Origin of the sequence: Pseudoduganella chitinolytica, from assembly GCF_029028125.1 — a bacterium.
Taxonomy (GTDB): Bacteria; Pseudomonadota; Gammaproteobacteria; order Burkholderiales; family Burkholderiaceae_D; genus Rugamonas; species Rugamonas chitinolytica.
The window spans coordinates 1,617,844-1,644,824 of sequence record NZ_CP119083.1 but is presented as its reverse complement, the minus strand read 5'-3'; the positions used below and the strand labels follow the sequence as shown (position 1 = coordinate 1,644,824).

Sequence of the window (26,981 nt, the reverse complement as noted above, 5' to 3'; positions counted from 1 at the left end):
CGGCGCCGTCACCAGGCGATGCGATGGCGCGCTTCCGTTTCGCTGTGGCGGCTGTCGTCCGGCGAGTGCAGGTATGTGTTGGTCGTGCCGATCGACACGTGTCCCAGCGTGTCGCGCACGTGGCGCAGGTCGACGTCGCCGTTGACCATGTGCGATCCCGCCGTGTGGCGCAGCCAGTGGGCCGATGCCATCAGCACGCGCGCCGCCTCGGTGGCGTAGTCGTCGCCCTTGGCGCGGAAGCGTTCGGCCGTCTTTTCGAACACCTGCTTGACGATCTCGTGGACGCCGCCCCGCGTCATCTGGCGCGCCTTGCCGCCGAGGGGCAGCAGCAGCGGCGCCGTCTCGTGCGGCAGCGGGAACGGCGTCAGGCCCAGCGCGCGCCGGTAGCGCGCCAGTTCCGTCATCAGCTCGGCGGTGGCGGGGACCATGCGCGGCTTGCCGCCCTTGCCGACGACTTCCAGCCACCAGCGCTGCACGCCCAGCTTGTCGCGCCGCGCGAAAAACGCCCCCATCGTCGTGCCGATCACTTCGGACACGCGCAGCCCGCACAGGTACAACAACGTAAACAGCCAGCGCAGCCGCAGGTACTGCTCCTGCTCGCGCGCCGTCTCGCGGGGCAGCGCCTCGATGGTGGCCTTCACTTCGGCCCACACTTCGTCGTCCAGGTAGCGCGTGATGCGGGGCGGGGCGCGCCGCTTGCGTTCGCGCGACAGCGCCAGTGGATTGCCGGCCAGGTAGCCCGCCTGCACCAGCCAGGAAAAGAGGGCGTTCAGGATGATCGCCGCCTGGCGCTGGCTGCTGGGCGACAGGGGACCGGCGAAGGGGCGCCATTCGGGGTGCGAGCGGGGGAATTTGCGCCCGGCGGTAGAGATCCAGCGTGCGGCTGGCTGCGGGTCCTGCAGGAAGTGGCGGTAGCGCAGCCAGTCCTCGTGGACGAGGGAGGAGAGCGGCTTGCCCAGTTCCACGGTGGCCCACAGCAGCAGGCGTTCCGCTTCCTTGCGGTAGCTGTCGAACGTGGTGCGGGTGTCGATGAAACGGGCCAGCCAGGCCTTGATGGCATCGATGTCGTTGTCGGCCCCGATCTGGGCCCGCTCGCTGCCGCCACGGTTGCTGCCGGCGCGGCCATCGAGGTGGGCAGGCAGGTGCAGCGCCTCGATGGCGGCGGGGACAATGGCTTGGCGGTTGTCGGTCATGGCGGTGGCAGGGCTGTTGGGGAAAGAATGTTGCTGGTGGCAATGGTTGAGAAGGCTGGCGAGCTTTCGCCCGCGACCGCCGTGCGCGGTGAGAGCAGCCGGGGAGGGCGTCGAGCCATGGCGGAGGAACCCATCCGTCATACACGACATTATACAAGTAATGTCACATAGTGTGCTGATGTATCAAGCAGTACTACGTTTTATGTTGTATTACCTATTTGACGGACTGCTGGGTTGTGCCCAGCCCCTGCCGCGAATCCGAGCGGAAGAGGGCGCAAAAAAAGTCCACCGATATACTCAACCGTTTGGAATGCCCCGGTCCAGGACGCTGCTGGCCGTCACGAAAGCCATGGTGAACATGATTGCCGCGATGGCGAAGTCGAGCACCTTCCACATGATCGGCATGCGGAACAGTGGCGCCACGACGCGCGCGCCGCCGATCAGCAGCGCGAACCAGAGCACGGAGGCGCTGACCGCGCCGGCCGCGAAGCCCAGCCTTTCGCTGTCGGGCTTTGTCCCGCTGATCACGCCGATCAGCAGGCCGCTGTCGAGCAATGCCAGGGGATTGAGAAACGACATCACGCAGGTCGCGCTGACGACCTGGCGCAGGCTGATATCGGCGCCGTTCGACAGGTCCGGGACGGCCGTCTCGCCCATGGCCGAGCGCAGTGCGACCAGGCCGTGCCAGCACAGGAACAGCGCACCGCCGATCGCCGCCGCCTGCATGACCCAGTCGTAGCGTGCAACGATGGTCCCGAGTCCCAGTGTGCCAAGCGCGATCAACGCGACGTCGGCGCCCACGCAGATCCCCATCATGACGAGCAGATGCCGGCCCAGCAGGCTTTGGCGGATCACGTACGCGTCCTTGGGGCCGATCGCGACGATCAGGCCCATGCCCAACGTCAAGCCCTGCAAATAGCCGCTAGTCGATAACATGGTTTTCCTGCACTGGAATGCGCCGCGCACGCGCGGCGGCTGCGTCGATATGGCGCCGCACTATCCGGCGTGTGGCGAGCCGATCCTGCTCGCTGCCCCGGCACCGGCTGGCGGCATGGAAGCCAGCACGGATCGGAGCGGCGGCTGAAGGTCGCACGTCAGGCGCGGCTTGGAAACTGTCAAAGATACTGGGATCGCAAGGCGAAGACCTCGGTGGGACGCCGCCGGCGCCACCACAGCACCAGGCCGCTCCACAGGATCGCGATGCACAGCACGTCCATCGCCGCCCACACGATCTTCATCGGCATGCCGGCATAGTCGCCGAAATGCAGGGGCTGGGCGAGCAGGAGCGCGTTCAGGTACCACGGCGCTTCGGCGCTGGCCGCGACCTGGGCGGTACGGGCATCGACCAGCACGGGCTTGAGGAGGCGCGCGGTCAGCGGTGTGTCGCCCCGCAGGAAGATCGCGTAGTGATAAGGCGTGGCGAACTCGGTGCCGGGGAACGCCACGATGGCGGGCCGCATGCCCGGCGCACTGGCGCGCGCCGCCGCGACAGCCGCCTGCAGCGAACCGGACGACGGGGCCGCAGGCTGTCCCATATAGGGCGCGATCAGCGTGGCGAGCTGTTCGTTCTTCCAGTGATCCAGTACCAGCTCCGACAACGCATTGACGACGCCGGTCGCGGCAACGACGAACGTCCACACCAGGGTGACGATGCCCAGCACATTGTGCAAGTCGAGCCAGCGGGTCAGGTCGCCGGGCTTGCCGCGCACCGCGCCGAGCGCCGTCTTGCGCGCGAACGGCGCGTACAGCACGGCGCCTGAAATCACGGCAATGACCATCAGGAGGCCCATGGCACCCAGGAACAGGCGTCCGGGCAAGCCGGCAAACAGGTCCACGTGCAGCCTGAACATGAGGAACATGAAGCCCTCGTCATACCGGGGCTGCCCCAGCAGCTGCGCGGTGCGGGCATCGACGATGGCACTGGCCGGTTCCGTGCGTGCCTGCACGCTGCGGTTGAGGGTGAAAAGCCACTGGGTGTCGTCGTCGCTTTCTTGGTACATGAATTGCGGCACCGTGCCGGGATGGGCCCGCGTCGCGCTGGCACGCACGCGGTCCAGGTCCGCCGCGGGTGTGCCGGGCGGCAAGGTTGGGGCGCTGACTTCCGTACCCGTCAGCCGGCCGATCTCGTCATGAAAGATCAGCGGCAGGCCGGTGGCACACAGCAGCAGCATGAAGACCGTGCAGACCAGGCTGGACCAGGTATGAACCAGGCGCCACCGGCGCAGAAGTTGATTTTTCATCGCATTGCAGGATTGAAGTCGAGAATGATTATCATTACAATCAGGATCTTAACTGACATTTTGACAATTCGAAAGAACCAATGCGAAGCCCTTCCTTGACCGCCATCGCCGCGGCCTGCCTGGTATTGACCAGCCCCGCCCATGCCCAATCCGTCGCGGAGGACGGGTTGCCCGTCGTCGTCGTCAGCGGCGAAAAGATGGGAAGGCTGCTCGAGCGTACCCTGACGGCGGCCAGCGTCGCCACCGCGCGCGACCTCGAGGAGCATGGCGACAATTCGCTGACCGACATGATGGCGCGCACCCCCGGCATCAGCACCGCACCGGACAACCAGACCTTCAGCATTCGCGGCGTGCCGGTGGCCGGACTGGGCGAGCAAGGCGCCAACGACCTGATTTCGGTCTATGTGGACGGTGCCGTACAGCCGCGCCAGAACGTCACGCTGGGAACGTTGTCGACCTGGGACATGGAACAGGTCGAGATCCTGCGCGGCCCGCAGTCGACGGTCCAGGGCCGCAACGCAATGGCGGGCGCGATCGTGCTGCAGAGCCGGAATCCCACTTACGAACCGTCGTTCCGCGCCCAACTGCGGGCCGGCCGCTTCGACGAACGGGCGGCGGCATTCGCCGCCGGCGGGGCACTGGTGCCGGGGACGCTGGCCGGGCGGATCGCCGTCGAGCGCGCACGCGACGACGGCTATATCCACAACGACACGCTGGGCAAGCCGGCCAATCCCCACGACAGCCTGACCGCCCGCGCCAAGCTGCTGTGGCAACCGGGCCGCGACCTGGATGCGTTGCTGACCTTTGCCCATACCGATCACCGGCGCGGCAATCCGGTGATCGGCCAGCAGGAAGGAAGGCCGCTGTTCTACCGGATCCGCACCAATGCCGACGCGTGGGACAATATGCGCCAGAACTCGGCAGTGGCCAACCTCGAGTACCGCATGCGCCCGGGCTGGACCCTGCACAGCACCACGGCCGTCACGCGCACGCAATACGATTCCGTGCTCGATTTCGACCAGGCCGACGTTGCGCCGGTCGACGAAGTGCTGCGCGATCACCGTCACCGGCTGGCGTCCCAGGAACTGCGCCTGGCGTATCGCGCGCCAGGCCTGTTCGGCCATGTCGGCGTCTATGCCGGCAACAGCCACGAAGCCCGCGACGACCGCCTGTTGTTCGATGGCGAACAGGCCCTGACGCTGGGCGGCGATACCCGGGTGCGCAACCGCGCGGCGTTCGGCGAAGTCAACTGGACGTTCCAGCCGCGCTGGGAACTGATCGCGGGCCTGCGCTACGACCGAGAGCACAGCCGGGTTGCATCGCGCTTCGACACGGATCCGGAAACCGTCACGCCGGGTCGCTACGCGGCGTGGCTGCCCAAGCTGGGCGTCAGCTACGAGCTGGCCGCCGACCAGCTGCTGGGAGCGCAGGTACAGCGCGGCTATCGCGGCGGCGGCTCGGCCTTCAATATCGCCGCGCAGACGGCCGTGCCGTTCGATCCCGAGTACAGCACGAACTATGAAGTCAGCTACCGCGGCAGGTTGTTCGAGCGCCGGCTGCAGCTGCACGCCAACGCCTACTGGACCGACTGGGACGACCAGCAGGTCAGCTTCCTGACCATTCCCGGCAACGACAACAGCGCGCAGGTGGCCAACGCAGGCCGCGCGCGCCTGTACGGGACCGAAGTCTCGGCGACGTGGATCGCGACGCCGGCTGTGCGCCTGTACGCCAGCGGCTCGCTCAACCGCACCCGCTACCGCAGTTTCGCCACCGCCACGCAGGATCTGACGGGCCAGTCGTTCGAAAGGGCACCGCGCCGCCAACTGAGCCTGGGCGCCCGCTGGCGCGTCATCCCGGCGCTGACGGTCAACGCCGAAGTGACCTACCAGTCCGATTCGCCTTCGCAGTACCTGACCGAGGACGACGCGACGTCGCCGCGCTACCGCCAGGTAACGGACGTGCTGCGCGGCGATTCGGCCACGCTGGTCAACCTGAACGCCCAGTACAGCGTCGGCAACTGGCGCTGGAGCGCTTACGTGCGCAACGCCGCGGACCGCGACTATGTCGTCAGCCGGACCACCGGCCCGGCAATCACGGCCGGCGCGCCGCGCCGCGCCGGCGTTGCGCTGCATTTCGACCTGTAAGCGGGCGTCGGGCCGTGGGTTGGCCGACCTCCAGGTCCAGGTGAGCTTGGCGGTCGGCGGTTTGTCGGATGAATTGCATGGTCCCGGCAGTTGGGCGGGACTTGCTGCGCATGTCGGCGCTAGTGTGCCGCCGATGGATTGAAGGGGCTGGCTTGGGAAATCTGGCGGTAACTGCGACTGAGGGGGGGACGGATTGGCGGCTAGAAAGCGTATTTGACATAATATAGATTATGCGAATACACAGACGAGGCGCAGATCGACGCTCCATGGCCGCCAGAATCGCCAACTGTGACGATTCGAGAGTTTCGGCGCACCTCCGCTCAAGTAATATCTTTGGATGTCCAGTTCGCCAACACCGAAAAAGTTCGTCACCAGGATGCTCTGGGCCTCGATGCTCTATCCGGTCCCAATGATTTCCTGGCTCCTGTTCCTGGCAACATGGCCCGCGTTATGGGCCAGCGGCGCGGCGTTGGTGCTGGCATGCGTCATCGGCCCGGCGTGCCTCGCCATGCCGGGCTTTGCAATGACACGTGTCTGGCCACGGATGGATTTCTATTCCCGGCTGTTCTGGGGCGGCTGCGCGGCGGCCACGCTGTTGCCACCCATGTTGTTCTTCTCGGTGGTGCAATTTTTTGCCGGCGCTAACGTCATGCCTTAGGCGGCGCCGTGTGCGGCGTAGCGTTCATCAGTGGCACGAACGGCCCATGCCGGGTATCATGGCGCCGCAAGCGGCCAATCCGTCCGCCCGCACAACCGACCGAACCCACCATGCGCCGCTGGCTCCTCATCCTGCTGATGCTGATCTACCCCTTCCAGGTAACCCTGGCGATGGCGGACGGCTGCTGCCTGGCGACGCCGGCCGGCATCACGCACCATGCGGACGATGAAGGGTCGGCCGCGACCCAGCCCATGCTGAGTGTCGACGACGGCGCTGGCGCCGGCGGCGATCCGCATTGCCCGGCCTGCGTGTTCGGCCACAGCAGCTGCATTCCCCACGGCTGCGCCCTCCTTCCTCCGGCACCCGATCGCCTGGCTTCGACCCCGGGGATGGTGCCGTCCCCCGCTTCACACCTCGCTGGCCGACCCGACCGGCCCCAGTGGACCGCCGCCGCCCGGCGTGCCCACTGATCCTCACAACCGAGTACCGCGGCTGAGCCGCACAGTGCCCGCGCACGCCTGATCCGTCATCCGTTTATTCGACCTCAGGAGTCAGCATGACCATTCCGTCCGGACGCTTCGTCGTCCTGGCCGCGGCGTCGGCGTTGGCACTGCGTTGCGGCTTTGCCGCCGCGCAGGCCGCGCCTGCCGCCGAGCCGCCCTTGACACTGCCGGCCGCCATCGAGCTGGCCATCGGCAGCCATCCGGCGCTGCGCGCCGCCGCGCATGACGTGGCCGCCAGCAGCGCCGCCATCGAGCAGGCCCGCCAGTTGCCCAACCCGGAGCTGTCGTACCTGCGCGAAGGCCGCGACGCCGGTACCCGTACCACCACCATCCAACTGAACCAGCCCATCGAACTGGGTGGCAAGCGCCGCGCCCGGGTCGCGTTGGCCCAGGCGGGCCTGGACGTCGCCGTCGGCGAACGGCAAGCGCGCCGGCAGGCATTGCGCGCCGACGTCATTGCCGCCTACTTCGACGTGCTGGCGGCAAGCGAACGCGCGGCATTGGCCGAGCAGGCCGCCAAGCTGGCCGAGCGCAGTGCCGATGTCGTGTCGCGTCGCGTGGCGGCCGGCAAGGCGTCGCCCGTCGATGCGGCGCGCGCCCGCCTCGTGCCGGCCGACGCCCGCATCGAGCGCGATCGCGCGGCCACGGCGCTGGCGATCGCCCGCCAACGGCTCGAGGCATTGACCGGTCTCACCGTGGCGGATCGCACCTTGCAGGCCCCGCAGTTACCGGTGCCGACCGCCCTCCCCGCGGCGCCAGACCGTGCCGAACGCGCGCCGGCCGTGCGGCGTGCCGGCCGTGAGCTGGCCTTGCAGCAAGCCCGCGTGGACGTCGAACGCGCGGCCCGCGTTCCCGACCTGACCTTGACAGTGGGCAGCCAGCGCGACGACCAGGTGGCACGGCGCCAGGCCGTCGTCGGCGTGGCGATTCCCCTGCCGTTGTTCAACCGCAATGCCGGCAACGTGGTCGCGGCGCGTGAGCGCGCCGCCCAGGCACAGGCCCAATTGGAGGCGGCGCGGCTGGAGGCACGCTCGGCGCTGGCCGTCGCCACGCTGCAGTACACGCAGGCGCGCGACGAGGCTGCGCTGCTGGCGCAGACCGTCGTGCCGGATGCGCAACATGTCTACGAGTCGACGTTGAAGGGCTTCGAGTACGGCAAGTTCGCCTTCCTCGACGTGCTGGACGCGCAGCGCACGCTGCTGCAGGCACGCACGCGCCAATTGCAGGCGCTGCACGATGCGTGGCGCGCCCGCGCCGAACTCGAACAACTCAACGGCGACGACGGAGAGCAGCCATGACCGCAACACAGAAGAAATGGATCGCGCTGTTGTGCGCGATCGCCGCCGCCCTTGCACTGGCCTTGTGGTGGCGCAGCCCGGCGGAGGCGCCGCAGGAAGGCCATGCCGGCCATGCCGACTCGCATGGCCACGACGACCGTCACGCCGAGGCGCCCGCCGCCGAGGATGACGAGGATGGCACCATCGCGATGACCGAAGCACAGGTGCGCGCCAACGGCATCGGCATCGATGCCGCGCGTCCGGCCGCGATCCAGGAGCGGCTGCACCTGCCGGCGCAGGTCAAGGCCGATGCCGACCGCACCGTCGCGGTTGCCGCGCCCGCGCCCGGGATCGTGCAGACAGTGCTGGTCTCGCCCGGCGCCCAGGTGCGCAAGGGCCAGCCACTGGTGGTGCTGCAAAGCGCCGAGGTGGCGCAATGGCGCGCCGATGCGGCCAGTGCGCGACAGCGCATGCTGCTGGCCGACTCCGTGTACCAGCGCGAACGCAAGCTGTGGGACGAACAGATCTCGGCACGCCAGGACCTGGAGGCGGCCCAGTCGGCGCTGCGCGAGGCACGGATTGGCGCGCAGGCCGCGCAGCAGCGGCTGGCCGCGCTGGGCGTGGATGGCGGCGGGGCGCGCCTCGCCACCGTCACGCTGCGTGCGCCGCTGGCGGGTATCGTCATCGAACGCCCCGCCGTCGCCGGCCAGGCGATCGACGGCCGCATTGCGCTGCTGACGATCGCCGACCTCGCGCACGTGTGGATCGAGGCGGCCGTGGCATCGGGCGACCTGGGGCAAGTGACCCAGGGAATGCCCGCCACGGTCACGGCGGCGGCGCTGCCGGGCGAGGTCGCGGGGACCGTGTCCTACGTCGGCCCCGTGCTGGGCGAAGCGACGCGCATGGCCACGGCGCGCGTGACGCTGGCCAATCCGGCGCTGCGCCTGCGGCCCGGCATGCTGGCAAGCGTCGACCTGCTGGGCCAGGCGGCCGCAGCCCCGGTCACGGTCGCCAGCGACGCGATCCAGACGATTCACGAGCGCACGGTGGTGTTCGTGCGCACGCCCGCCGGCTTCCGCGCCACGCCCGTGCAGGTGGGCCGTTCGGACGGCAAGCGCAGCGAGATCGTCAAGGGCCTGGCCGCCGGGGCGCGCTACGCCGCCGCCGGCAGCTATCTGCTCAAGGCCGACCTCGGAAAGTCCGAGGCCGAGCATGACCACTGAGGGCGCCATGTACCAACGACTGATTGCCTTTGTCATCGCGCGGCGCTGGCTGGTGCTGCTGGCGGTGCTGGCCACGGCCCTGCTGGGCGTTGCCAGCTTCCGCCAGTTGCCCATCGATGCCGTGCCCGACATCACCAACGTGCAGGTGCAGATCAACACGGCCGCACCTGGCACCTCGCCGGCCGAGGTGGAGCAGCGCATCACCTACCCCATCGAAACAGCGATGGCGGGCCTGCCCCGGCTGGAGCAGACCCGCTCCCTGTCGAAGTACGGGCTGTCGCAGGTGACGATCGTGTTCCGCGACGGCACCGACATCCACTTTGCCCGCCAGCTCGTCAACGAGCGGCTGCAAATGGCGCGTTCTCGTCTGCCGGCGGGACTGGAACCCGCGCTCGGCCCCCTGGCCACCGGCCTGGGCGAGATCTTCTACTGGACCGTCGAAGCGACCGATGGCGCCCGCAAGGCTGACGGCTCGCCGTACACGCCGACCGACCTGCGCGAGATCCAGGACTGGATCGTGGCGCCGCAGCTGCGCGGCGTGGCCGGCGTGACGGAAGTGAACACCATCGGCGGCTACCTGAAGGAATACCAGGTGGCGCCGGACATGGCCCGGCTGGCCGCGCACGGCCTGGCGCTCACGGACCTTGTCACGGCGCTGGAGCGCAACAACGGCAACGCGGGCGCTGGCTACATCGAGCGCGGCGGCGAGCAGTACGTCGTGCGCACGCCCGGCCAATTGCGCTCGCTGGACGAGATCCGCAACGTCGTGCTGCGCGTCGTCGATGGCGCACCCGTACGCATCGCCGATGTCGCCGACGTGCAGCTGGGCCGCGAGCTGCGCACCGGCGCGGCCACGGAGAACGGCCGCGAGGTCGTGCTGGGCGCCGTCTTCATGCTGATCGGCGAGAACAGCCGCGCCGTCGCCGAAGCGGCCCAGCGCCGCTTGCAAGAAGTGAACCGTTCGCTGCCGGCTGGCGTGCGCGCCCTGCCCGTGTACGACCGCGCCAATCTCGTCAACAAGGCCATCGCCACAGTGCGCAACAACCTGGTGGAAGGCGCGCTCCTTGTCATCGCCATCCTGTTCGTCTTCCTCGGCAACCTGCGCGCGGCCCTGATCACGGCGCTCGTGATCCCGCTGACGATGCTGATGGTCTTCACGGGCATGGTGCAGGCGGGTGTCAGCGCCAACCTGATGAGCCTCGGGGCGCTGGACTTCGGCATCATCGTCGATGGCGCCGTCGTCATCGTCGAGAACTGCATCCGCCGCCTGGCCCACGCGCAGGCCGCCGCAGGGCGGGCGTTGACGCGCGAGGAGCGGCTGCGCGAAGTGGCGATCGCCGCCGCCGAGGCGCGCCGGCCGCTGCTGTTCGGCCAGCTGATCATCATGACGGTCTACCTGCCGCTGTTCGCGCTGGCCGGCATCGAGGGCCGCATGTTCCATCCGATGGCCGTGACGGTGGTGCTGGCCCTTGTCGCCGCCATGATCCTGTCGGTGACGTTCGTGCCGGCCGCGGTGGCGCTGTGCGTGACGCGGCCCGTCGCCGAACGCGAGAACCGCCTGATGGGCCACGCCCGCCGGCTGTACGATCCGGCGCTCGACTGGGTGCTGCGCAACCGCTCCGTGGCGCTGACGTTCGCCGCTCTGGTGGTACTGCTGTCAGGCTTGCTCGCCACGCGCCTGGGAACGGAGTTCGCGCCGAACCTGAACGAAGGCGACCTGGCGGTGCTGACATTACGCATCCCCGGTACCAGCCTGCAGCAATCGGTACGCATGCAGCAGCAGCTCGAACGCACGCTGTTGCGGCAGTTCCCCGAGATCGAACGGATGTTCGCGCGCATCGGCACATCCGAAGTGGCGACCGACCCGATGCCGCCCAACGCAGCGGACAGCTACATCATGCTGCGGCCCGAATCGCAGTGGCCACGTCCGCGCAAGACGCACGCCGAACTGGTGGCGGCCATCACCGCCGCCGCGAACGCCGTCCCGGGCAACAACTACGAGTTCTCGCAACCGATCCAGCTGCGCTTCAACGAACTCATTTCGGGCGTGCGCAGCGACGTGGCTGTCAAGGTGTTCGGCGACGATCCCACTGCCATGCAGGCGACCGCGCAGCAGGTGGCACGCCTGCTGGCGCGCTTGCCGGGCGCCGCCGAAGTCAAGGTGGAGCAGACCGAAGGCCTGCCGGCGCTGACGCTGGACGTGGACCGGTTGCGCGCGGCCCGCTATGGCCTCAACGTGGCGGACGTGCAGGAGGCGTTCGGCACGCTGGTCGGCGGCCGCGACGTGGGCGTCGTCTACGAGGGCGACCGCCGCTTCGCCATCACGGTGCGCCTGGCGGACGGCCAGCGCAGCGACATCGAAGCGCTGCGCCAACTACCGATCGCGCTGCCGCCGCAGGACGGCCGTGCCGCCAGCATTCCGCTGGCGGAAATCGCGACCTTGCGCTTCGTGCCGGAAGCCAGCCAGGTCAGCCGCGAGAACGGCAAGCGCCGCGTGGTCGTCACCGCCAACGTGCGCGGGCGCGACCTGGGCTCCTTTGTCGCCGACCTGCAGGCGGGCCTGGCCAGGATGCCGGTGCCGGCCGGGACGTGGCTGACCGTGGGCGGCCAGTTCGAGAACCTGCGCCAGGCCAGCCAGCGCCTTGCGCTGGTCGTGCCGCTGGCGCTGGGCATCGTGCTGACGTTGCTGTACCTGATGTTCCGCAGCCTGAAGGACGGCCTGCTGGTGTTTACCGGCATTCCATTCGCGATGACGGGCGGCGTGCTGGCGCTGTGGCTGCGCGGACTGCCGTTGTCGATGTCGGCGGCGGTCGGGTTCATCGCCCTGTCCGGCGTCGCCGTGTTGAATGGCCTCGTGATGCTGTCGTTCGTGCAGGGCTTGCGCGAGACGGGCATGGGACCGGCGGCGGCCATGCGGGCCGGGGCCCAGGCGCGGTTGCGGGCCGTGCTGATGACGGCACTGGTGGCGTCGTTCGGCTTCGTGCCGATGGCGCTGGCGACCAGCACGGGCGCCGAGGTGCAGCGCCCGCTGGCGACGGTCGTCATCGGCGGCATCCTGTCGTCCACCGTCCTGACGCTGCTCATCCTGCCCGCGCTGTACACGTGGGCCCATCGGGAGGACGGCGTCAGAACGTGATGTGGACCGCAGGTGCGCTGCGCTTGGCGGGACCGTGGTAGACGGCTTCGATATTATTGCCGTCCGGGTCCAGCACGAAGGCGGCGTAATAGCCCGGGTGATAAGGCCGTTCGCCCGGGCCGCCGTTGTCGGTGCCGCCGGCCGCCAGGGCCGCGTGGTAGAACGCCGTGACGGCCTCGGGATCGCGCGCCTGGAAGGCCAGGTGGTGGCGCCCTGTCAGCGCGCCCTGGGCGGCCGGGCTGTCGGCGCTGGAGACGAACAGCTCGTCGGCCCAGAAGAAGCCGGGCCCTTCGCCGCCCAGCGGAATGTCCAATGTCTCGAAAATCGCGCTATAAAAGCGCTGCGCGGCCGGCAGGTCGCGCACCACCAGCTGGATGTGGTCGATCAGCCGACCCCGATAGATCTCGCCTGTTTCCATGAATGCCCCCTTTTTGACGGTTTCATAACAGAAGGACGCCACGGCCGAGTGTGCCTGGCGCCTCGCCAGTGTAGGGCCAAAAGCAGGCCCGGGGCAAATAAGGCGGCGCGAGCGCATGGCGATCGCGCAACCGGTTGAGCGGCGGAGCCATTGCACCGCCGTCGGATCGAGCGCATGATTGCTGTTTTGATAACTCATCGGGAGGCACCATGGCGTGGCATATCGGACAGCAAGGGATGGGATTCGTGGCGGGCTGTTCGACCACGGTCGCGCTCGGCCTTGCAGTACTTCTGCTGGCCGGCGCAAGTCGTGAACATCACGGACGGTTCAGTGAGATCACCGTCGGACGGATCAATATCGAGGAACCGGACGGTACCAAGCGCCTGATCATCTCGAACCGGACCAGCTTCCCCGGCGCATTCGAACAGGGCAAGGAAGTCACCCGCCCCGATCGTCGCCACGCGGCCGGGATGCTGTTCATCAATGACGAGGGAACGGAAAACGGCGGCCTGATCCAGGCCGGCAGCATGGTCGACGGTCGTGCCAAGGCCGGATTGTCGCTGACGTTCGACCGCTTTCGCCAGGACCAGACCCTGCAACTGAAGCACACGGACTACGGCAAGCAATCGACGACGGCCATGATCATCAACGACATGCCGGACCCCGATGTCGCGCCGATAGGCGCAATGCGCACGTTCACCGCCGAGGCGGCCAAACTGGCGCCGGCGGAGCGCCAGGCTTACTGGGACAAGCTGCAAGCCGAGGGCAAGCTGGCGCAGCCGCGCATCTACCTGGGCACGTCCGTCGACCGCGCATCCGCGCTGTCGCTGCAGGACGCCAACGGCAAGCCGCGCCTGCGCCTGCTGGTCAGCGCGCAGGGCCAGCCGCTGATCGAAATGCTGGACGAGACCGGCAAGGTGGTCAAGTCCGTCACGCCGTAGCCGGGCCGGGCGGCCCGGGCTCTTGCGGCACTTACTTGACAGTGACCTTCAGCGGAATCTTCCACGGCGAACCATCGACCGGGCTGCGGCAGACCGTCGGGTCGTCGTAGCAAAGACGCAGTTCCAGGTTGGTGTTGTACTCGCCGGCGCGCAGCGTGGGCGACGTGTGCAGCGTGGCCGTGTAGCTCATGCTGGAGTTGGCGACGACGCGGGTATCGGTCGTGACGACGCCCTGGGTGTCGACGATGGCGATATTGAAGACGCGGTCGATGACCTTGCTGGACGTGGCCGTGATGGTGAATGCCTGCGTGTGGCCGACCGTGGCCGTTACCGACGGTGCCGAAGGCGTGATCGACAGCCAGGCCTGGTTCGGCTGGGTGACCGGAGGCTGGGTGACCGGAGGCTGGGTGACCGGAGGCTGGGTGACCGGAGGCTGGGTGACAGGAGGTTGCGTGACAGGAGGTTGCGTGACAGGAGGCTGCGTGACAGGAGGCTGGGTAACCGGCGTGCCGGTGCCGCTGCCGTTGTCATCGCTGCCGCCGCCGCCGCAAGCGGACAGGGCGAGGAGGCACAGGCCGGCGGCCAGGGTGTATTTCATCTCTTTCATGGGGAGTGGTGTTTCTATAGTTATTACAAAAGAACTGAGCATTGTAACACTGCAATTCTTATTTGTTCACCATATGCTTAGCCGCCAGTTTCGCCCCGCGTCTGGCCGTGCCTGCGTGCCCCGGCCGCTGCTACCTCGCCAGGGGCGCTAGGCGACGCCCCGATCGCTCCCCTCCTCCAGTGTCGGGACCGGTTGAACTGCCGCGGCCGGCTGCGGGGGCGCCGTGGGGTGTACGCGAGCCGGCAACGGTTGGGCGGGCCGTTCCGCTGCCAGGCGAGCTGCCAGGTCCAGGTAGCAGTTGGCGATCTGCGAGGCCACGCGCTGCCATGTGTACTGGTCCACCAGCGCCCGCACCGCCGCACGGTCGGGCGGCTCCGCCAGGAAGTGCTGGATCGCCGTACGCTGCGAGACGGCGTCGTGCCACGCGACCTTGCGCAGCGCAAAGGCGCTCTCGGGCAGGTCCAGGGCGTTTTCATCGGTCATCACGACGGGCGTGCCGGACGCCAGCGCCTCCAGCACCGCCAGCGGGAATACCTCGCCGTGGCTGGGCAGTGCCACGACAGCGGCGGCGGCAAAGGCACCCGCCAGCAGCGGGTCCTGGTGCGGCAATTCGCCCAGCCAGCGCACCCACGGGGAGCGCAGCACGGCGTCGAGGTAACCCTGGTCCTCGCGTGCGCAGCGGCCGATCAGCACGATCGGCAATTCCAGGCCTTCCAATGCCTGCACCAGTCCCAGCTGGTTCTTGTACGGGCTGATCGTGCCAGCCATCAGCACGAACGGTCCCGTGATGCCGGTCCGATGGCGGAACGCTTCCGGGCGGGCCGTGAAAAACTGCCGGCTGATCCCGTTCGGGAACACCCGGATCTTCGACGCTTCGATCAGGAAGCCCGACATGATGGCGTCGCGCTCGGGCTCGCCCAACGCGATGACGAGCCGCGCCAGCTGCAGCGCCCTTTTCGTCTGCGCATAGCTGGTCTGTACGTGCCACGCCGTCAGGCGCCCCGCCAGCCGGTCCGCCACGCGGGCGCGAAATCCGGCGGCGCGGTCCCAGCCCGGCGACAGCAGCGGCGACAGCACGACGGGCACCCCCATCTCAGTCGCCGCCTCGACGACGCGGTAATTCCCGTTGATCGCGGAGAATACGTGGATCAGGTCGTAGCTGTCCAGCCGCTCGCGATTGGGGTCGACCAGCTCGGCTTGCAGGGGATGGGCGGCATCCTGGCCCAGCCGGTTCAGCGCGGCGATGGTTTCGCGCACCTGCACCTGCAGGCCGCCTTCGCGCTGGAACAGCATGGGGTACGACAATATGCCTACACGCATGATCACCCTCCTCGTTGTGCAACCCGGCCACGCACCAGCTTGCGCCATATGAATTCCAGTTCCCGCGCCAGCGGGTGCCGGCACAGCACGATGCCGGCCAGCCAGCACGGCAAGGCCCCGGCCACGGCGGCCAGCAACTGCGCGGGTCCGGACGGCAGCCACAGCACGGCCGCCACTGGCGCCACGCTCGTCAGCACCGTCAGCGCGGCGCTGCGGGCCACCGACGCCAGCAGCGCCGCGCCATCGATGCCGGCGAAACGGTGCAGGTAGCGCCACGTCAGCCAGCAGCGGAACACGGCCCCAAGCACGACGGCGGCCGCCACCCAGCGCAAGCCGAGCATGGCCGCCGGCAGCACGGCGGCGACGCGGACGGCCACCGCCCACGTGTCGAGCCGGGCTTGCACCCGCACGTGGCCCGCCGCAACGAACAGGTAGCGGGCCATGCTGAACATGCTATACAGTGCCGCGGAGCAGCACATGATGCGGATCAATGGTGCCGCCCCATCCCATTGGTTGCCGTACAGCACGTTGATTATGGGCAACGCGAGCAGTGCCAGCAGGACAAAAAAGGGCCACGCCACGGCCGTCATGCAGGCAACCGTCAACAGGTAGCTCCCGCGCAGGTCGTGGCCGGCCCTGGCCTCGGCGGCAAACAGCGGCAGCATGACGGGTGCGACCGCGCTGGTAACGGCCTGGCTGAACAGGCCCAGCATCCCTTGCGCCTTGCCGAACAGCGCCACGTCGGCGGCCCCCAGCAGCTTGCCGACGATCAGGTCGGGTGCCGCGACGCCCGCCTCGTCGATGACGTTGCCGCTGGTGGCGAGCAGCCCGAAGCCCAGCACTTCGCGCACGTGCGCCAGTCCCGGCAGCCACGGCAGCGCCGCCGGCCGCAGCGGCAGGCTGACCAGGAAGGCCACCACGGTGGCTGCCACCGCACCCCATGCCAGGCTGAGGCAGCCATAGCCGTGCGCGGCCAGCCACAGGGTGCACAGCAGCTGGGCGCCGGCGTGGGCCGTGTTGATGACGTAGATCGACGCCAGCCGCAGCTGGCGACGCAGCAGCGACAGGGTCACCGCCGTGAACGGCAGCACGACAAAGTTCAGCGCCAGCAGGCGCAGTACGTCGCGCAGGCGCGGCTCCTCGTAGAAGGCCGCGACCGGCCCGCTGGCCGCCACCACGAGCAGCGCCAGCAGCCATGCCGACCCCAGCGCCACCGCGAGTGCCGCGCGCAGTTGCGCCTGGCCCAGCGCAGGCGTCGACACGACGTACTGGCCGACACCGAGGTCGCGCAGCACCTGTGCCAGTCCCACCAGTACGGCGCCGATGGCATAGATGCCGATGTCGGCCGGCGCCAGCATGCGCGCGATCAGCATCGAACCCACCGTCGCGATCAGCAGCGCCGTATAGCGTTCGCCGAATGAGTACAGCAGCGAACGGCGTGCCGTGTTCATCTACACGAGGCCGCGGTAGAAGGCCTGCACCTGCGCCTGGACGTGTTGCAAGCTGAAGCGGCGCAGTACGTCTTCCCGCCCCGCTTCGCCCATGCGCGCGCGCCGCGCCGGGTCGGCCAGCAGGCTGGCGACCGCCTGTGCCGCCGCCGCCTCGTCGTCCAGCGGCACCAGCAGGCCGCCCGGGCTGCCGCGCAGCACGTCGGCGTTGCCGGCAATGTCGGTGGCGACCGCCGGTACGCCGCACGCCATCGCCTCGATCGTCGCAATGCCGAATCCTTCCCGTTGACTCAGCAGCAGGTGGACGTCGAACGCCGGCAGCAGGGTTTCGACGTCGTCACGGAAGCCGGCGAAGATGACGTGGCCGGTCAGCCCTCGCTCGTCCACCAGCTGGCGCACGGCCAGCTCCAGCGGCCCGCTGCCCGCCAGCACCAGATACAGGTCCGGAAAGCGCGGCCGCAGCACATGCAACAGCCTGACGAGCGCGTCGGGCCGCTTCTGCGGCGACAATCGGGCGACGGCGCCGAGCACGAGCGCGTCGGCCGGCAAGCCGAGCGCCTGGCGCGTCGCCAGGCGCAGCGCGGGCGAAGGACGGAAGCGCGCCGTATCGACGCAGTTCGGAATCACCGCCAGGCGCACGCCGGCGGGCAGATAGTCGCGGTACAGCGCCAGGAAATGCTGCAGGGCGGCCTCGGTGGCGCCATACACGCCGCGCACGGCGCCGAATGCCTCCCTCAGCAGGGGCCGGTGCCAGGCACTGACGTCGCCCGGCGGGAACGTGTTGTGCACGCTGATGACGGCCGGCAGCGCGCAGCGGCGCGCCAGCCACAGGGCGGTAGCGCCGTACGCGCTCCAGCAGAACGCCACGTGCACGAGATCGGGCCGCTGGCGCCGCAGTGCGCGGGCGCCCCACCACTGGGCGCGCCAGCGGTTCCAGCGTCGCCAGTGCCACTGCTCGAAGACGGGCGGCGGCGCGAAATGCGTGACGGGCACGCGGCGTGCGCGCAGCTGCCTGGCCCAGGCGGCGCTGCCCGGGAACGGGCGGATGGCCAGGACCGGATTGCAGCCGTCCGCCTTGAGGAACTGGGCCTCCTGGGCCATGCGCAATTCCATGCCGCCCAGCTCGCCGGAGTAGCTGGTGATCAGTACCCGACGAGGGGGCCGCGGCGCACGCCACGCCTCGTGGAAGTAGCCGCGCAGGCAAGCCAGTTCCCAGCGGTGGCGGAACGCTGCGTCGGCCTGGCCCAGCAGGCGGGCGCGCAGCAGGCCGCCCGCCTCGCGCAGCCAGCGCCCCAGCATCCAGCGTGGCACGCCCAGGAGTTCCGGAAAGACGCCCGGACACGCCTGGCGGAATTGGCCCCGGCCGAAGCGGTAGGCCCGCTCGAGGATCCACGGAACCGTCAGCTGGTGCGCGCGGATGTGGTGGGCGACGCGTGCGGCCCCGCAGAACCAGGCGCGCTCGCCAGCGTCCGCCAGGCGGCGGGTCAGCTGCGTCTCGCTGCCCATGGCGTAGGCACCGGCGCTGGGGCCGATGGTCTCGTCGAAGCGCATTCCGCCGTCGAACAGTGCGCGGCGCAGCGCCATGTTGGCGCCCCACACGAGGCCCGGGAAGACGGGGCCGTCCGCCTGGCCTGGCGGCGTGATGCCGAAGGTCAGGCCCAGCGGTACCATGCGTTCGAGCCACGCGGGCGGCGTGGCAGCCCAATCGGGAACGATGGCACCACCGAATATCGCGTACTCCGGCTGCGCGTTTGCCGCCTCGGCCAGGCGCAGCAGCCATTCGGGTGCCGGCGTGGCGTCGTCGTCGGTAAAGACGAACAGGTCGCCCGGCAGCCCGGGCGCAACCAATGCCAGCTCGAGCGCCGCATTGAGCGCGACGTTCTTGCCGCGTCGCGCGGCAAACACGCGCGCGAGCGGCAGGCGGCCGGCGTAGCACTCGATGACCTGGGCGGTCGTGTCGGTACTGCCGTTGTCGGCGACGATCAGGCGCCAGCCGCCGGCGGGCGGCACCAGGGCACGGCAGCCTTCCAGCACATTGGGCAAGGTGGCGGCGCCATTGAAGGTCGCCATGAGCACGGTCAACAAGGATGTTCCTCCTCCGACGTATCATCGATTGCCAAGCCTGGTCCAGTGTAGCGGCGGACCTTCCGCCAACGTTGTGCGAGGTCAAGAGGCAAGGTCAGGAGGTGAGGTCAGGAGACAATCATGCGCGATCTGTTCGTTACCCTGCTGGTCTTCGCGGGCCTGCCGTATGTGCTGAAACGGCCTGCCTACGGCGGCTTGATGTGGGTGTGGATCAGCGTCATGAACCCGCACACGCAGGGCTGGGGCTTTGCCACCACGTTCCCGTTTGCCTACATCATCGCCGTCGCCACCTTGCTCAGCCTGGCGAAATCGCGCGAGCGCAACCGCTTCCCGCTGACGCCCGTCAGCCTGGCGCTGCTCGCGCTGGTCTTCTGGATGAACCTCACCACGCCGTTCGCGATGTTCCCCAACGCCGCGTGGAACCAGTACGCCAAGGTCATGAAGATCATGGGCATGACCCTCGTGCTGATGATGGTCGTGCGCGAACGCGCGGACATCCAGCGCCTCGTCTGGGTGCTCGTCATCTCGCTGGGCTTCTATGGCGCCAAGGGCGGCATCTTCACGATCCGCAGCGGCGGCAACGACCGCGTCTGGGGCCCCGTCGGGACGTTCATCGGCGGCAACAACGAACTGGCGCTGGCCCTCGTCATGACCATCCCCCTGATGTACTACCTGATGCACGACCTGCCGCGGCGCTGGATGCGCCACGCGATGCTGGCCGCCATGGCGCTGTCCGCCCTGGCCGCGCTGGGCAGCTATTCGCGCGGGGCCCTGCTGGCGATCGTCGCGATGCTGCTGTTCATGTGGGGCAAGAGCCGCCACAAGCTGGCCGGCGCCGCCCTGCTGGTGCTGCTGGTGCCGCTGGCACTGCTGTTCATGCCCGACCAGTGGGGCGCGCGCATGGACACGATCGGCGACTACCAGGCCGACTCGTCGGCCATGGGCCGGCTGAACGCCTGGCACATGGCATTCAACCTGGCCAAGGACCGGCTGATGGGCGGCGGCTTCGCCCTTTACGAGCCGCTGACGTTTGCGCTGTATGCGCCCAATCCGGCGGACGTGCACGCCGCCCACAGCATCTATTTCCAGGCCCTGGCCGAACATGGCTTCGTGGGCCTCGGCATCTACCTGCTGCTGGGGTGGCTCACCTGGCGCTCGGCCGCCGTGATCGTGCGGCGCTGCCGCGGCCGTGCCGAACTGGACTGGGCAGCGCGCCTGGCCGCGATGATCCAGGCGAGCCTGATCGGCTTTGCCGTGGGCGGCGCCTTCCTCAGCCTGCTGTACTGGGACGTCCCGTATTACCTGATGGCCGCCGTGATCGCCATGCGCGCACAGGTGGCATTGCAGCTTGGCGCGGAACCGGGCGGCGCGCGCCGGCGCTTGCCCTTGCCGCGCCCGGACGCCAGCCTGCCCGCGGGGCCGCGATGATGGCGCGGCTGCACAAGCTGGCCCGCGAGCTGGGCTGGGCCAACGCGCTGCTGTACCTGCTGGCGCGGGTGCTGCGCGGTGCGGGCATTCAGCTGTACCGCTATTACTTCGTGGCGCAGCACGTACCGGCGGCCGACACGGGCCGCGGGCAAGGCAAACGCGTGGACGTGCGCCCCGTGGCGGCGCTGGCGGACATCCCCTGGGGCTATCCCCGTCCCCGCGACGTGCTGGCGCAGCGCCTGCGCCAGGGCAGCCACAGCCTGGCGGCCTGGCGCGAAGGCGAACTGGCCGGCTTCCTGTGGTACCAGTTCGGCGGCTACCTGGAGGACGAGGTGCGTGCGCGCTACCGCCTGGCCTCGCCCCGTTCGGCCTGGGACTACGATGTGTACGTGCATCCGCGCCTTCGCCTCGGCCCGACCTTTGCCCGCCTGTGGCAGGAGGCCCACCGCCGCCTGCGCGCGCGTGGCGTCCGCTGGACCTGCAGCCGCATCTCGGCCTTCAATCCGGGTTCATTGCGGGCGCATGCCCGGCTTGGCACGGTGCGCCTCGGCAGCGCGACTTTCCTGGTGCTGGGCCGGCACCAGTGCATGCTGGCCAGTATCGCGCCCTACCTGCATGTGTCGGCCAGCCCCGGCTCCCTGCCCCACCTGACTTTCGACACCGACGCGCTGGAGCGTGCCCTTCCACCTTCGACACAGGAGCCCCCATGGCTTTCCGACTCTCCCTGATCCTTGCACTGGGCGCGGCCCTGTGCGGCGCCGCCCCGTGCCGTGCGGGCGGCGACTGCCCGCCGCTGGTCGCCAACACGGCGACCGGCGGCGACTATACCAATCCGGCCGACCGCGACAAGCTCAAAGTGGTCGAGCAGTTCCACTTCACGCCGACCGTGGAACGACTGGAGCGGGGACAGTCGGGCAGCATCGGCGGCGACCTGTCGTACACCCTCGAGCACTTCGCCAATCACCATCGCGCCCTGGCCGCCCTTGCCCGGCTGGCGGTGCACGACAAGAGCGCCCGGCCGCGTGGCGCCAAGCTGGCCGTGGACTGCTATTTCGGCCGCGCGATCGCCTACCGGCCCGACGACTCGCGCGTGCGCGCCATCTTCGGCGGCTACCTGCTGGCCCTTGGCCAGGAAGACGCCGCGCTGGCCCAGCTGGAGGAGGCGGCCCGGCTGGCGCCGCGCGATGCGACGAACCAGTACAACCTGGGCCTGCTGTACGTGCGCCGCAAGGAGTACGCCAAGGCGCGCGAAGCGGCCTGGCAAGCATATGACCTGGGTTTCCCGCTGCCTGGACTCAGAACCAAGCTTACCGTGGCGGGTCAGTGGCAGGAGCGCTGAGGCCCGCCGGCCTTGGCGCCGGCAGCCCTATTTGATGCCGTGGTGGTTCATCAGGTCGTACAAGGTCGGCCGGCTTACTCCCAGCATCTCCGCGGCCCGGGCGATATTGCCGCCCGAGCGTGCCAGCGCCTTGACCATGACACGGTATTCGGCCGCGTCGCGCGCCGTGCGCAGGTTGATGTCGTCTTCCGCCGGCACCGCCTGCGCCAGTCCCAGGTCGGCCGCCGTGATCTGCGAGCCCTCGCACATGATGACGGCGCGGCGGATACAGTTTTCCATCTCGCGCACGTTGCCCGGCCAGCCGTGCGCCTCGATCGCCTGCAGTGCCTCGGCATTGAAGTGCAACCCGGTACGCCCCTCGCTGGCACAGAAGCGGTGCTTGAAGTGCTGGGCCAGCAGAACGCTGTCGCCGACGCGTTCGCGCAGCGGCGGAATCGCCAGCACGATCTCGCTGAGCCGGTAAAACAGGTCCTCGCGGAACAGGCCTTCGTCCACCCGGCTCTTCAGGTGGCGGTGGGTGGCGCAGACGATGCGCACGTCCACCGCGATCTCGCTGCGCCCGCCGACCCGCTCGATAACGCGCTCCTGCAGGAAGCGCAGCAGCTTGGCCTGCAGGGCCAGCGCCATGTCGCCGATCTCGTCGAGGAAGAACGTGCCACCCTGCGCCAGCTCGATCTTGCCGGGCGTCTGCCGCACGGCGCCCGTGAATGCACCCTTCTCGTGGCCAAACAGTTCGCTTTCCAGCAGGTGTTCCGGAATGGCCGCGCAATTGATGGCGACAAAGCGCTTGTCGTGCCGGTTGCTCAACTGGTGCAAGCCGCGGGCCAGCAGCTCCTTGCCGCAGCCGGATGCGCCCAGCAGCAACACGGTGGCGGAAGAGCCGGCCACCTTCTCGACGCTGCGGCAGACCTTCAACATGCCGGGGTCGCGGCTGACGATGCCGGCCAGCGGCGAATCGGCCTGGATCTGCAGCATGCGCCGGTTCTCCTGCTGCACCTGTTGCAGGAAGGCGGCCCGCTCGATGACGAGGCGCAGCAGGTCGGCGTCCAGCGGTTTCTGGTGGAAGTCATACGCGCCCAGGGTGATCGCCTTCAGCACGTTGGCGCGGTCGCGGTTCCCGGACAGTACGATGACCTTCGTGTCCGGCGCCCCCGCCAGGATCTGCTGCAGCAGCGCCAGGCCTTCGCTGGCGCCGTCGGCATCGGGCGGCAGGCCCAGGTCCATCGTGACCAGCCCCGGCTGGTGCCGCCGCAGCAGCGTGAGTGCGCTTTCGCGGTCGCCCGCCACCAGCACGTCGTAGCCATCCAGGCTCCAGCGCAGCTGCTTCTGCAGCCCCGCATCGTCTTCCACCACCAGCAATTTACGCTTCGGCATCGGGTTCTCTCCTCAGGCGGCGACGGGCACGACACCGGTCGCCCGGTGCAGGGGCAGGATCACACGGAACGTGGTGCCGACGCCGGGCCGGCTTTCCACCTCCAGCCGACCGCCCAGCTCACGGATGTACTCGCGGCTTTCGTAGACCCCGATGCCCATGCCGGCGGGCTTGGTGGTCTCGAAGGGCCGGAACAGGCGGTCACGCACGAACGCCTCGCTCATGCCGATGCCCGTATCGCGCAGTTCGATCAGCGCCGCGTCGTCCTGCCGGCGCAGTACCACGCGGATGCTGCCCTCGGGCGACGTCGCTTCCAGCGCGTTCTGCAACAGGTGCGCCAGCACCCGCTCGAGCCGCTGGTCGTCGGCATCGGCCACCAGTTGTTCGTCGGCCGCCTCCAGCAGCGGGCATGGCCGGGCCGCAGCGTAGGCAGCGACGGCGCGCCGCACGACGTCCGCCAGCGGCAGTGCCCTGGCCACGTCGCCACCGGCAGGATCGCTGCGCGAGAGCCGCTGCAGCAGGCCGGTCATCTTGCGCACGGAATGGGCCAGCGTTTCCAGCATGTCCTCCTGGAAGGCGGGATTGTGCTTGTGGCGCTCCGCGTTGGCCAGCAGGAGGGAGTGCTGCGACAGCAGGTTCTTCAGGTCGTGCACGACAAACGTCGACATGCGGTTGAACGACTCGAACTGGCGCGCCACGGCCAGGCGGTCGGCCAGTTCGCCATGGGCCAGGCAGCTGGCGGCCTGGCTGCCGGCCAGACGCAGCAGGTCGAACAGCTCCCAGTCCGGTTTCACTTCGGTGCGGGGCCGGGCCAGCGCGACGAAGCCGAACAGCCGGCCATGCAGCAGCAGGGGTACGACGAGCCACAGTTGCGCAACACCGTGCAGCCACGCCGGCAGCTCGACGCCGGGCTGCGCACCGTCCGGCCACGGCCGACTGGCATCGACCACCCACTGGCGCTCCCGCAACAGCGTGCAGAACGGGCTGTCGAGCGGCTCCGTGCCGTACTGCGCTGGCATGTTCCAGCGCGCCGCAGGCTCCAGCCGGCCGCCATCGCGCGCGATCCACAGCGCGCCCGCCGGGCTTTCAGCCAGCGCGGCGATCGCCTGGATCGCCCGCTCGCCGGGTATCGGCCCGCCTTCGGAAAGCGCCTGCGTAAAGCGGCGCCACTCGTCGCGGTAGTCGAAGCGGGCCTGGTAGAAGTGCTTGCTGATGAAGACGCGCAGGCGCGCCCGGGCCGCGCCGGAGAACAGGACGCCAGCCAGCAACAGCCCCGCCCCGACCAGGGCCGCCAGCTGCATCAGGGCGCCCCACGCCCCGCCGACGCGGCGCAGGTACCAGCCTCCGGCTGCCATCGCCAGCAGGTAGGCAGCGCAACCGACCAGCGCCGCCGAGCGCACCGCCACCTGGCGCGACAGCGTCAAGCCCAGCTTCCAGCCGGGATTGCGGGCCGCCGTGATGGCCAGCAGCGGCACGCACAGCGCGTCCACGACGCCGCGCGCGGCCCAGAGGTCGGGCTGCAGGCGGCGGAACAGCAGCGCGTCGCAGTACAGGTAGAAGTCGTACACGAACAGGGTGCCCAGGCCCAGGCAGGCGAACTTGATGCCCCAGCGCTCGCGCACGGGCGTGTGGCGATACAGCTGCTCGACCAGCAGGATGCCCAGTACGGCCAGCAGCAGCCGGACGGTGATCGCCGCCAGCACGGGCATGTCGACCGCCACTGCCGGTGCGGCGGTATAGGCCGGCGCGGCACCGGCGGCAGCGGCGACCGGAGCCGCGGCCGCCACGTCCACCGTCAGCTCGCCGAGCGCCAGTTGCAGTGCCGTCAGCACGGCCACAGCCGCCAGCAAGCGCCGCGCGGGCAAGCCGGCCGGCACCAGCAGCAGGGCAAGGAACACGAGCCAGGCCGCGCTGCGTGCCACCTCCAGCGCGACGGTCCACGGCGCGGGCAGCGCGGGCCCGAGCGCCCGCAGGGCCAACGCTGCGGCCCACAGCGCCGTGGCGAGGCAGGCAACCAGCAACGCGCGCTGGCCGTTGCGCGCGCGCCGGTTGGCCAGCACCAGGGCACCGAAGCCTGCAAAGGCCAGCGCGCACAGCCCATGGCTGACGCCTGCTACCATCGCCGCCGCCCCCATCAGCGGGCTCCCTTGCCGGACAGGACGACCTGCACCGTGTCGAGCAGGATCAGGAGGTCGAGGAACAGGCTGTTGTTCTTGACGTAATACAGGTCGTACTGCAGCTTGCACATGGCGTCGTCCACCGAGGCCCCATACTGGTAGCGCACCTGCGCCAGCCCGGTGATGCCGGGCTTGATGCTGTGGCGCACGTCATAGTAGGGAATCGCGTGCCCCAGCCGTTCGACGAAATAGGCGCGTTCGGGACGCGGTCCGACAAAGCTCATCTCGCCGCGGAACACATTGATCATCTGCGGCAGCTCGTCGATGCGCAATTTGCGCAGCCAGTACCCGACCCGCGTCACGCGCGGATCCTGCGCCGTGGCCCAGCGTGGCAGGCCGTCGCGCTCGGCGTCGGCCCCCATGCTGCGAAATTTCAGGACCTGGAAGCGGCGCCCGTCCTTGCCGACCCGCTCCTGGCGAAAGATGACGGGGCCGCCGTCCTCGATCGCGATGCACAGCGCGGCGGCCAGCATCACGGGCAGCGTGGCGAGGCAGATCGCCGCGCTGGCCGCCAGGTCGAAGGTGCGCTTGACGGCGGCGCGCAGGAAGCTCTGGTCGAAGCCGCCGCCAAAGATCAGGTAGCTCGGTTGCAGCGAGTCGAGCCGGATCTGGCTGGCTTCGCGCTCGAAGAAGTGGGCCGCATCGGTGACGCGCACGCCGCCCAGCGCGCAATCGAGCAGTTCGCGCACGGGGTAGGCGCCGCTGCGGCGGTCGCCGACCGACACCACCAGCTCGGTCGCGCCGTGGCGCCGCGCCAGCGCCAGCAGGGACTCGCCCGGCGGCAGCCGCTGCGCCGCCGGCACGCAACTGGGTTCGCCTGGCACCGGCACGCAACCGACGACATCGAACCGGCGCGGTCCGCCGGGGCTGGCCGCCAGCTCCAGGCATTCGCGCGCCAGCGCGCCGTCGCCCACGACGATCAGGCGCACCGTCAGCATGCCGGCCGGCGCGGAGCTGAACAGCAGTGCGCGCGCCAGCAGCACGCCGGCGCCGCCCAGCACGAATGCCAGGCCGCCTGCGCGGCCGAAGTGGATGGACGGCAGCACGTGCATCAGTGCCGACAGCAGCGCGAAGCCCAGCACGAATGCAGGGGCGATGCGGGCCAGCGTGGCGCGCATGTCGGCGCGGTCCTCCTGCTGGTACATGCCGAGGGTGCTCATGCAGAACACGTTGACGAGCGCGAAGGCCAGCGCGGACGCCGTCAACTGCAAGGGTTGCTGCGCCGCGCCGGTCCACAGCAGCGCCGTCAGGGCGGCGGCCGCTTGCAGGATCAGCATTTCCATCGACAGCAGCACGATGCCCATGCGCGACACATAATGGTTGAAGATCCGGATCACGTTGCGTCCTCCGCAAGCACTGGCCACGCCACCGGTGCCGATGGCTCAGCCATGATGCCGGACCGCTCCCACCAGGGCCTTGTGCGACCTCAAAATCGGCGGTGGGCATGACGGACCTTTGTCAAATGGTCTATA

At 69.2% G+C, this 26,981-nt stretch carries 22 protein-coding genes; 11 read left to right on the top strand and 11 right to left on the bottom strand.

The features are described from left to right. Positions 1-8 precede the first annotated feature (8 nt). Together PX653_RS07120 and PX653_RS07115 are read right to left on the bottom strand one after the other, a co-directional pair. Positions 9-1,193, bottom strand: coding sequence for a tyrosine-type recombinase/integrase (locus tag PX653_RS07120; protein ID WP_277417204.1), 1,185 nt, complete (start codon positions 1,191-1,193; stop codon positions 9-11). A gap of 297 nt (positions 1,194-1,490) precedes the next feature. Beyond that, positions 1,491-2,087, bottom strand: a complete 597-nt coding sequence (locus tag PX653_RS07115; RefSeq protein WP_277417203.1) for a LysE/ArgO family amino acid transporter — start codon at positions 2,085-2,087, stop codon at positions 1,491-1,493. A 40-nt stretch (positions 2,088-2,127) separates the two neighbouring features. Between PX653_RS07115 and PX653_RS07110 the strand changes: the two genes are divergently transcribed. Continuing rightward, entirely contained in the window at positions 2,128-2,277 is a 150-nt protein-coding gene (locus PX653_RS07110; protein ID WP_277417202.1) for a hypothetical protein, read from the top strand. Positions 2,278-2,308: 31 nt separating this feature from the next. Here the strand turns inward: PX653_RS07110 and PX653_RS07105 are convergent, their stop codons facing one another. After that, positions 2,309-3,433: a PepSY-associated TM helix domain-containing protein gene (locus tag PX653_RS07105; RefSeq protein ID WP_277417201.1), complete on the bottom strand. Its 1,125-nt coding sequence runs from the start codon at positions 3,431-3,433 to the stop codon at positions 2,309-2,311. An 80-nt stretch (positions 3,434-3,513) separates the two neighbouring features. Between PX653_RS07105 and PX653_RS07100 the strand changes: the two genes are divergently transcribed. From PX653_RS07100 to PX653_RS07075, 6 genes are all read left to right on the top strand, one after another. Further along, complete coding sequence (locus PX653_RS07100) at positions 3,514-5,577, top strand: TonB-dependent receptor (RefSeq protein ID WP_277417200.1); 2,064 nt, start codon at positions 3,514-3,516, stop codon at positions 5,575-5,577. 337 nt (positions 5,578-5,914) lie between these two features. After that, positions 5,915-6,235 (top strand): hypothetical protein, encoded by a 321-nt coding sequence (locus PX653_RS07095; protein WP_277417199.1) that lies wholly within the window; start codon positions 5,915-5,917, stop codon positions 6,233-6,235. 137 nt (positions 6,236-6,372) lie between these two features. Next, the gene (locus PX653_RS07090) at positions 6,373-6,705 is read left to right on the top strand and encodes a hypothetical protein (protein ID WP_277417198.1); all 333 of its coding nucleotides are present in this window, start codon (positions 6,373-6,375) and stop codon (positions 6,703-6,705) included. An 86-nt stretch (positions 6,706-6,791) separates the two neighbouring features. After that, a complete protein-coding gene (locus tag PX653_RS07085; RefSeq protein WP_277417197.1) occupies positions 6,792-8,036 on the top strand; it encodes a TolC family protein in 1,245 nt (414 codons plus the stop codon). Next, positions 8,033-9,238 (top strand): efflux RND transporter periplasmic adaptor subunit, encoded by a 1,206-nt coding sequence (locus PX653_RS07080; protein ID WP_277417196.1) that lies wholly within the window; start codon positions 8,033-8,035, stop codon positions 9,236-9,238. Before PX653_RS07085 ends, PX653_RS07080 begins: the two co-directional genes overlap by 4 nt. Before the next feature lie 7 nt (positions 9,239-9,245). Continuing rightward, entirely contained in the window at positions 9,246-12,374 is a 3,129-nt protein-coding gene (locus tag PX653_RS07075) for an efflux RND transporter permease subunit (protein WP_277417195.1), read from the top strand. Here the strand turns inward: PX653_RS07075 and PX653_RS07070 are convergent. Then, complete coding sequence (locus PX653_RS07070) at positions 12,364-12,792, bottom strand: VOC family protein (RefSeq protein WP_277417194.1); 429 nt, start codon at positions 12,790-12,792, stop codon at positions 12,364-12,366. The genes PX653_RS07075 and PX653_RS07070 overlap by 11 nt on opposite strands. Positions 12,793-13,001: 209 nt before the next feature. Between PX653_RS07070 and PX653_RS07065 the strand changes: the two genes are divergently transcribed. Further along, positions 13,002-13,733, top strand: a complete 732-nt coding sequence (locus PX653_RS07065; protein WP_277417193.1) for a hypothetical protein — start codon at positions 13,002-13,004, stop codon at positions 13,731-13,733. 31 nt (positions 13,734-13,764) lie between these two features. On the opposite strand, the gene PX653_RS07060 is transcribed toward PX653_RS07065, so the two are convergent. The 4 genes from PX653_RS07060 to PX653_RS07045 form a co-directional block, all read right to left on the bottom strand. After that, positions 13,765-14,331 (bottom strand): hypothetical protein, encoded by a 567-nt coding sequence (locus tag PX653_RS07060; RefSeq protein ID WP_277417192.1) that lies wholly within the window; start codon positions 14,329-14,331, stop codon positions 13,765-13,767. A gap of 156 nt (positions 14,332-14,487) precedes the next feature. Beyond that, the gene (locus PX653_RS07055) at positions 14,488-15,660 is read right to left on the bottom strand and encodes a glycosyltransferase (protein ID WP_277417191.1); all 1,173 of its coding nucleotides are present in this window, start codon (positions 15,658-15,660) and stop codon (positions 14,488-14,490) included. 2 nt (positions 15,661-15,662) lie between these two features. Further along, positions 15,663-17,111, bottom strand: a complete 1,449-nt coding sequence (locus PX653_RS07050; RefSeq protein ID WP_277417190.1) for an oligosaccharide flippase family protein — start codon at positions 17,109-17,111, stop codon at positions 15,663-15,665. Further along, a complete protein-coding gene (locus PX653_RS07045; protein ID WP_277418533.1) occupies positions 17,112-19,184 on the bottom strand; it encodes a glycosyltransferase in 2,073 nt (690 codons plus the stop codon). Between the two features lie 129 nt (positions 19,185-19,313). Here PX653_RS07045 and PX653_RS07040 point away from each other — a divergent pair, with 129 nt between their 5' ends. The 3 genes from PX653_RS07040 to PX653_RS07030 are packed head-to-tail and all read left to right on the top strand — an operon-like array spanning position 19,314 to position 21,960. After that, positions 19,314-20,621, top strand: coding sequence for a putative O-glycosylation ligase, exosortase A system-associated (locus PX653_RS07040; protein ID WP_277417189.1), 1,308 nt, complete (start codon positions 19,314-19,316; stop codon positions 20,619-20,621). Next, positions 20,618-21,349, top strand: a complete 732-nt coding sequence (locus PX653_RS07035; protein WP_277417188.1) for a GNAT family N-acetyltransferase — start codon at positions 20,618-20,620, stop codon at positions 21,347-21,349. The genes PX653_RS07040 and PX653_RS07035 overlap by 4 nt, the downstream gene beginning before the upstream one ends. Continuing rightward, positions 21,328-21,960: an ABC transporter permease gene (locus PX653_RS07030; protein ID WP_277417187.1), complete on the top strand. Its 633-nt coding sequence runs from the start codon at positions 21,328-21,330 to the stop codon at positions 21,958-21,960. Before PX653_RS07035 ends, PX653_RS07030 begins: the two co-directional genes overlap by 22 nt. A 27-nt stretch (positions 21,961-21,987) precedes the next feature. Here the strand turns inward: PX653_RS07030 and prsR are convergent, their stop codons facing one another. From prsR to PX653_RS07015, 3 genes are read right to left on the bottom strand one after another with little or no spacing between them, the layout of a single operon-like run. After that, positions 21,988-23,334, bottom strand: coding sequence for a PEP-CTERM-box response regulator transcription factor (gene prsR, locus PX653_RS07025; protein ID WP_277417186.1), 1,347 nt, complete (start codon positions 23,332-23,334; stop codon positions 21,988-21,990). 12 nt (positions 23,335-23,346) lie between these two features. Further along, positions 23,347-25,467, bottom strand: a complete 2,121-nt coding sequence (gene prsK / locus PX653_RS07020; protein ID WP_277417185.1) for an XrtA/PEP-CTERM system histidine kinase PrsK — start codon at positions 25,465-25,467, stop codon at positions 23,347-23,349. Then, positions 25,467-26,846: a TIGR03013 family XrtA/PEP-CTERM system glycosyltransferase gene (locus PX653_RS07015; RefSeq protein ID WP_277417184.1), complete on the bottom strand. Its 1,380-nt coding sequence runs from the start codon at positions 26,844-26,846 to the stop codon at positions 25,467-25,469. Before PX653_RS07015 ends, prsK begins: the two co-directional genes overlap by 1 nt. Positions 26,847-26,981: the final 135 nt, after the last annotated feature.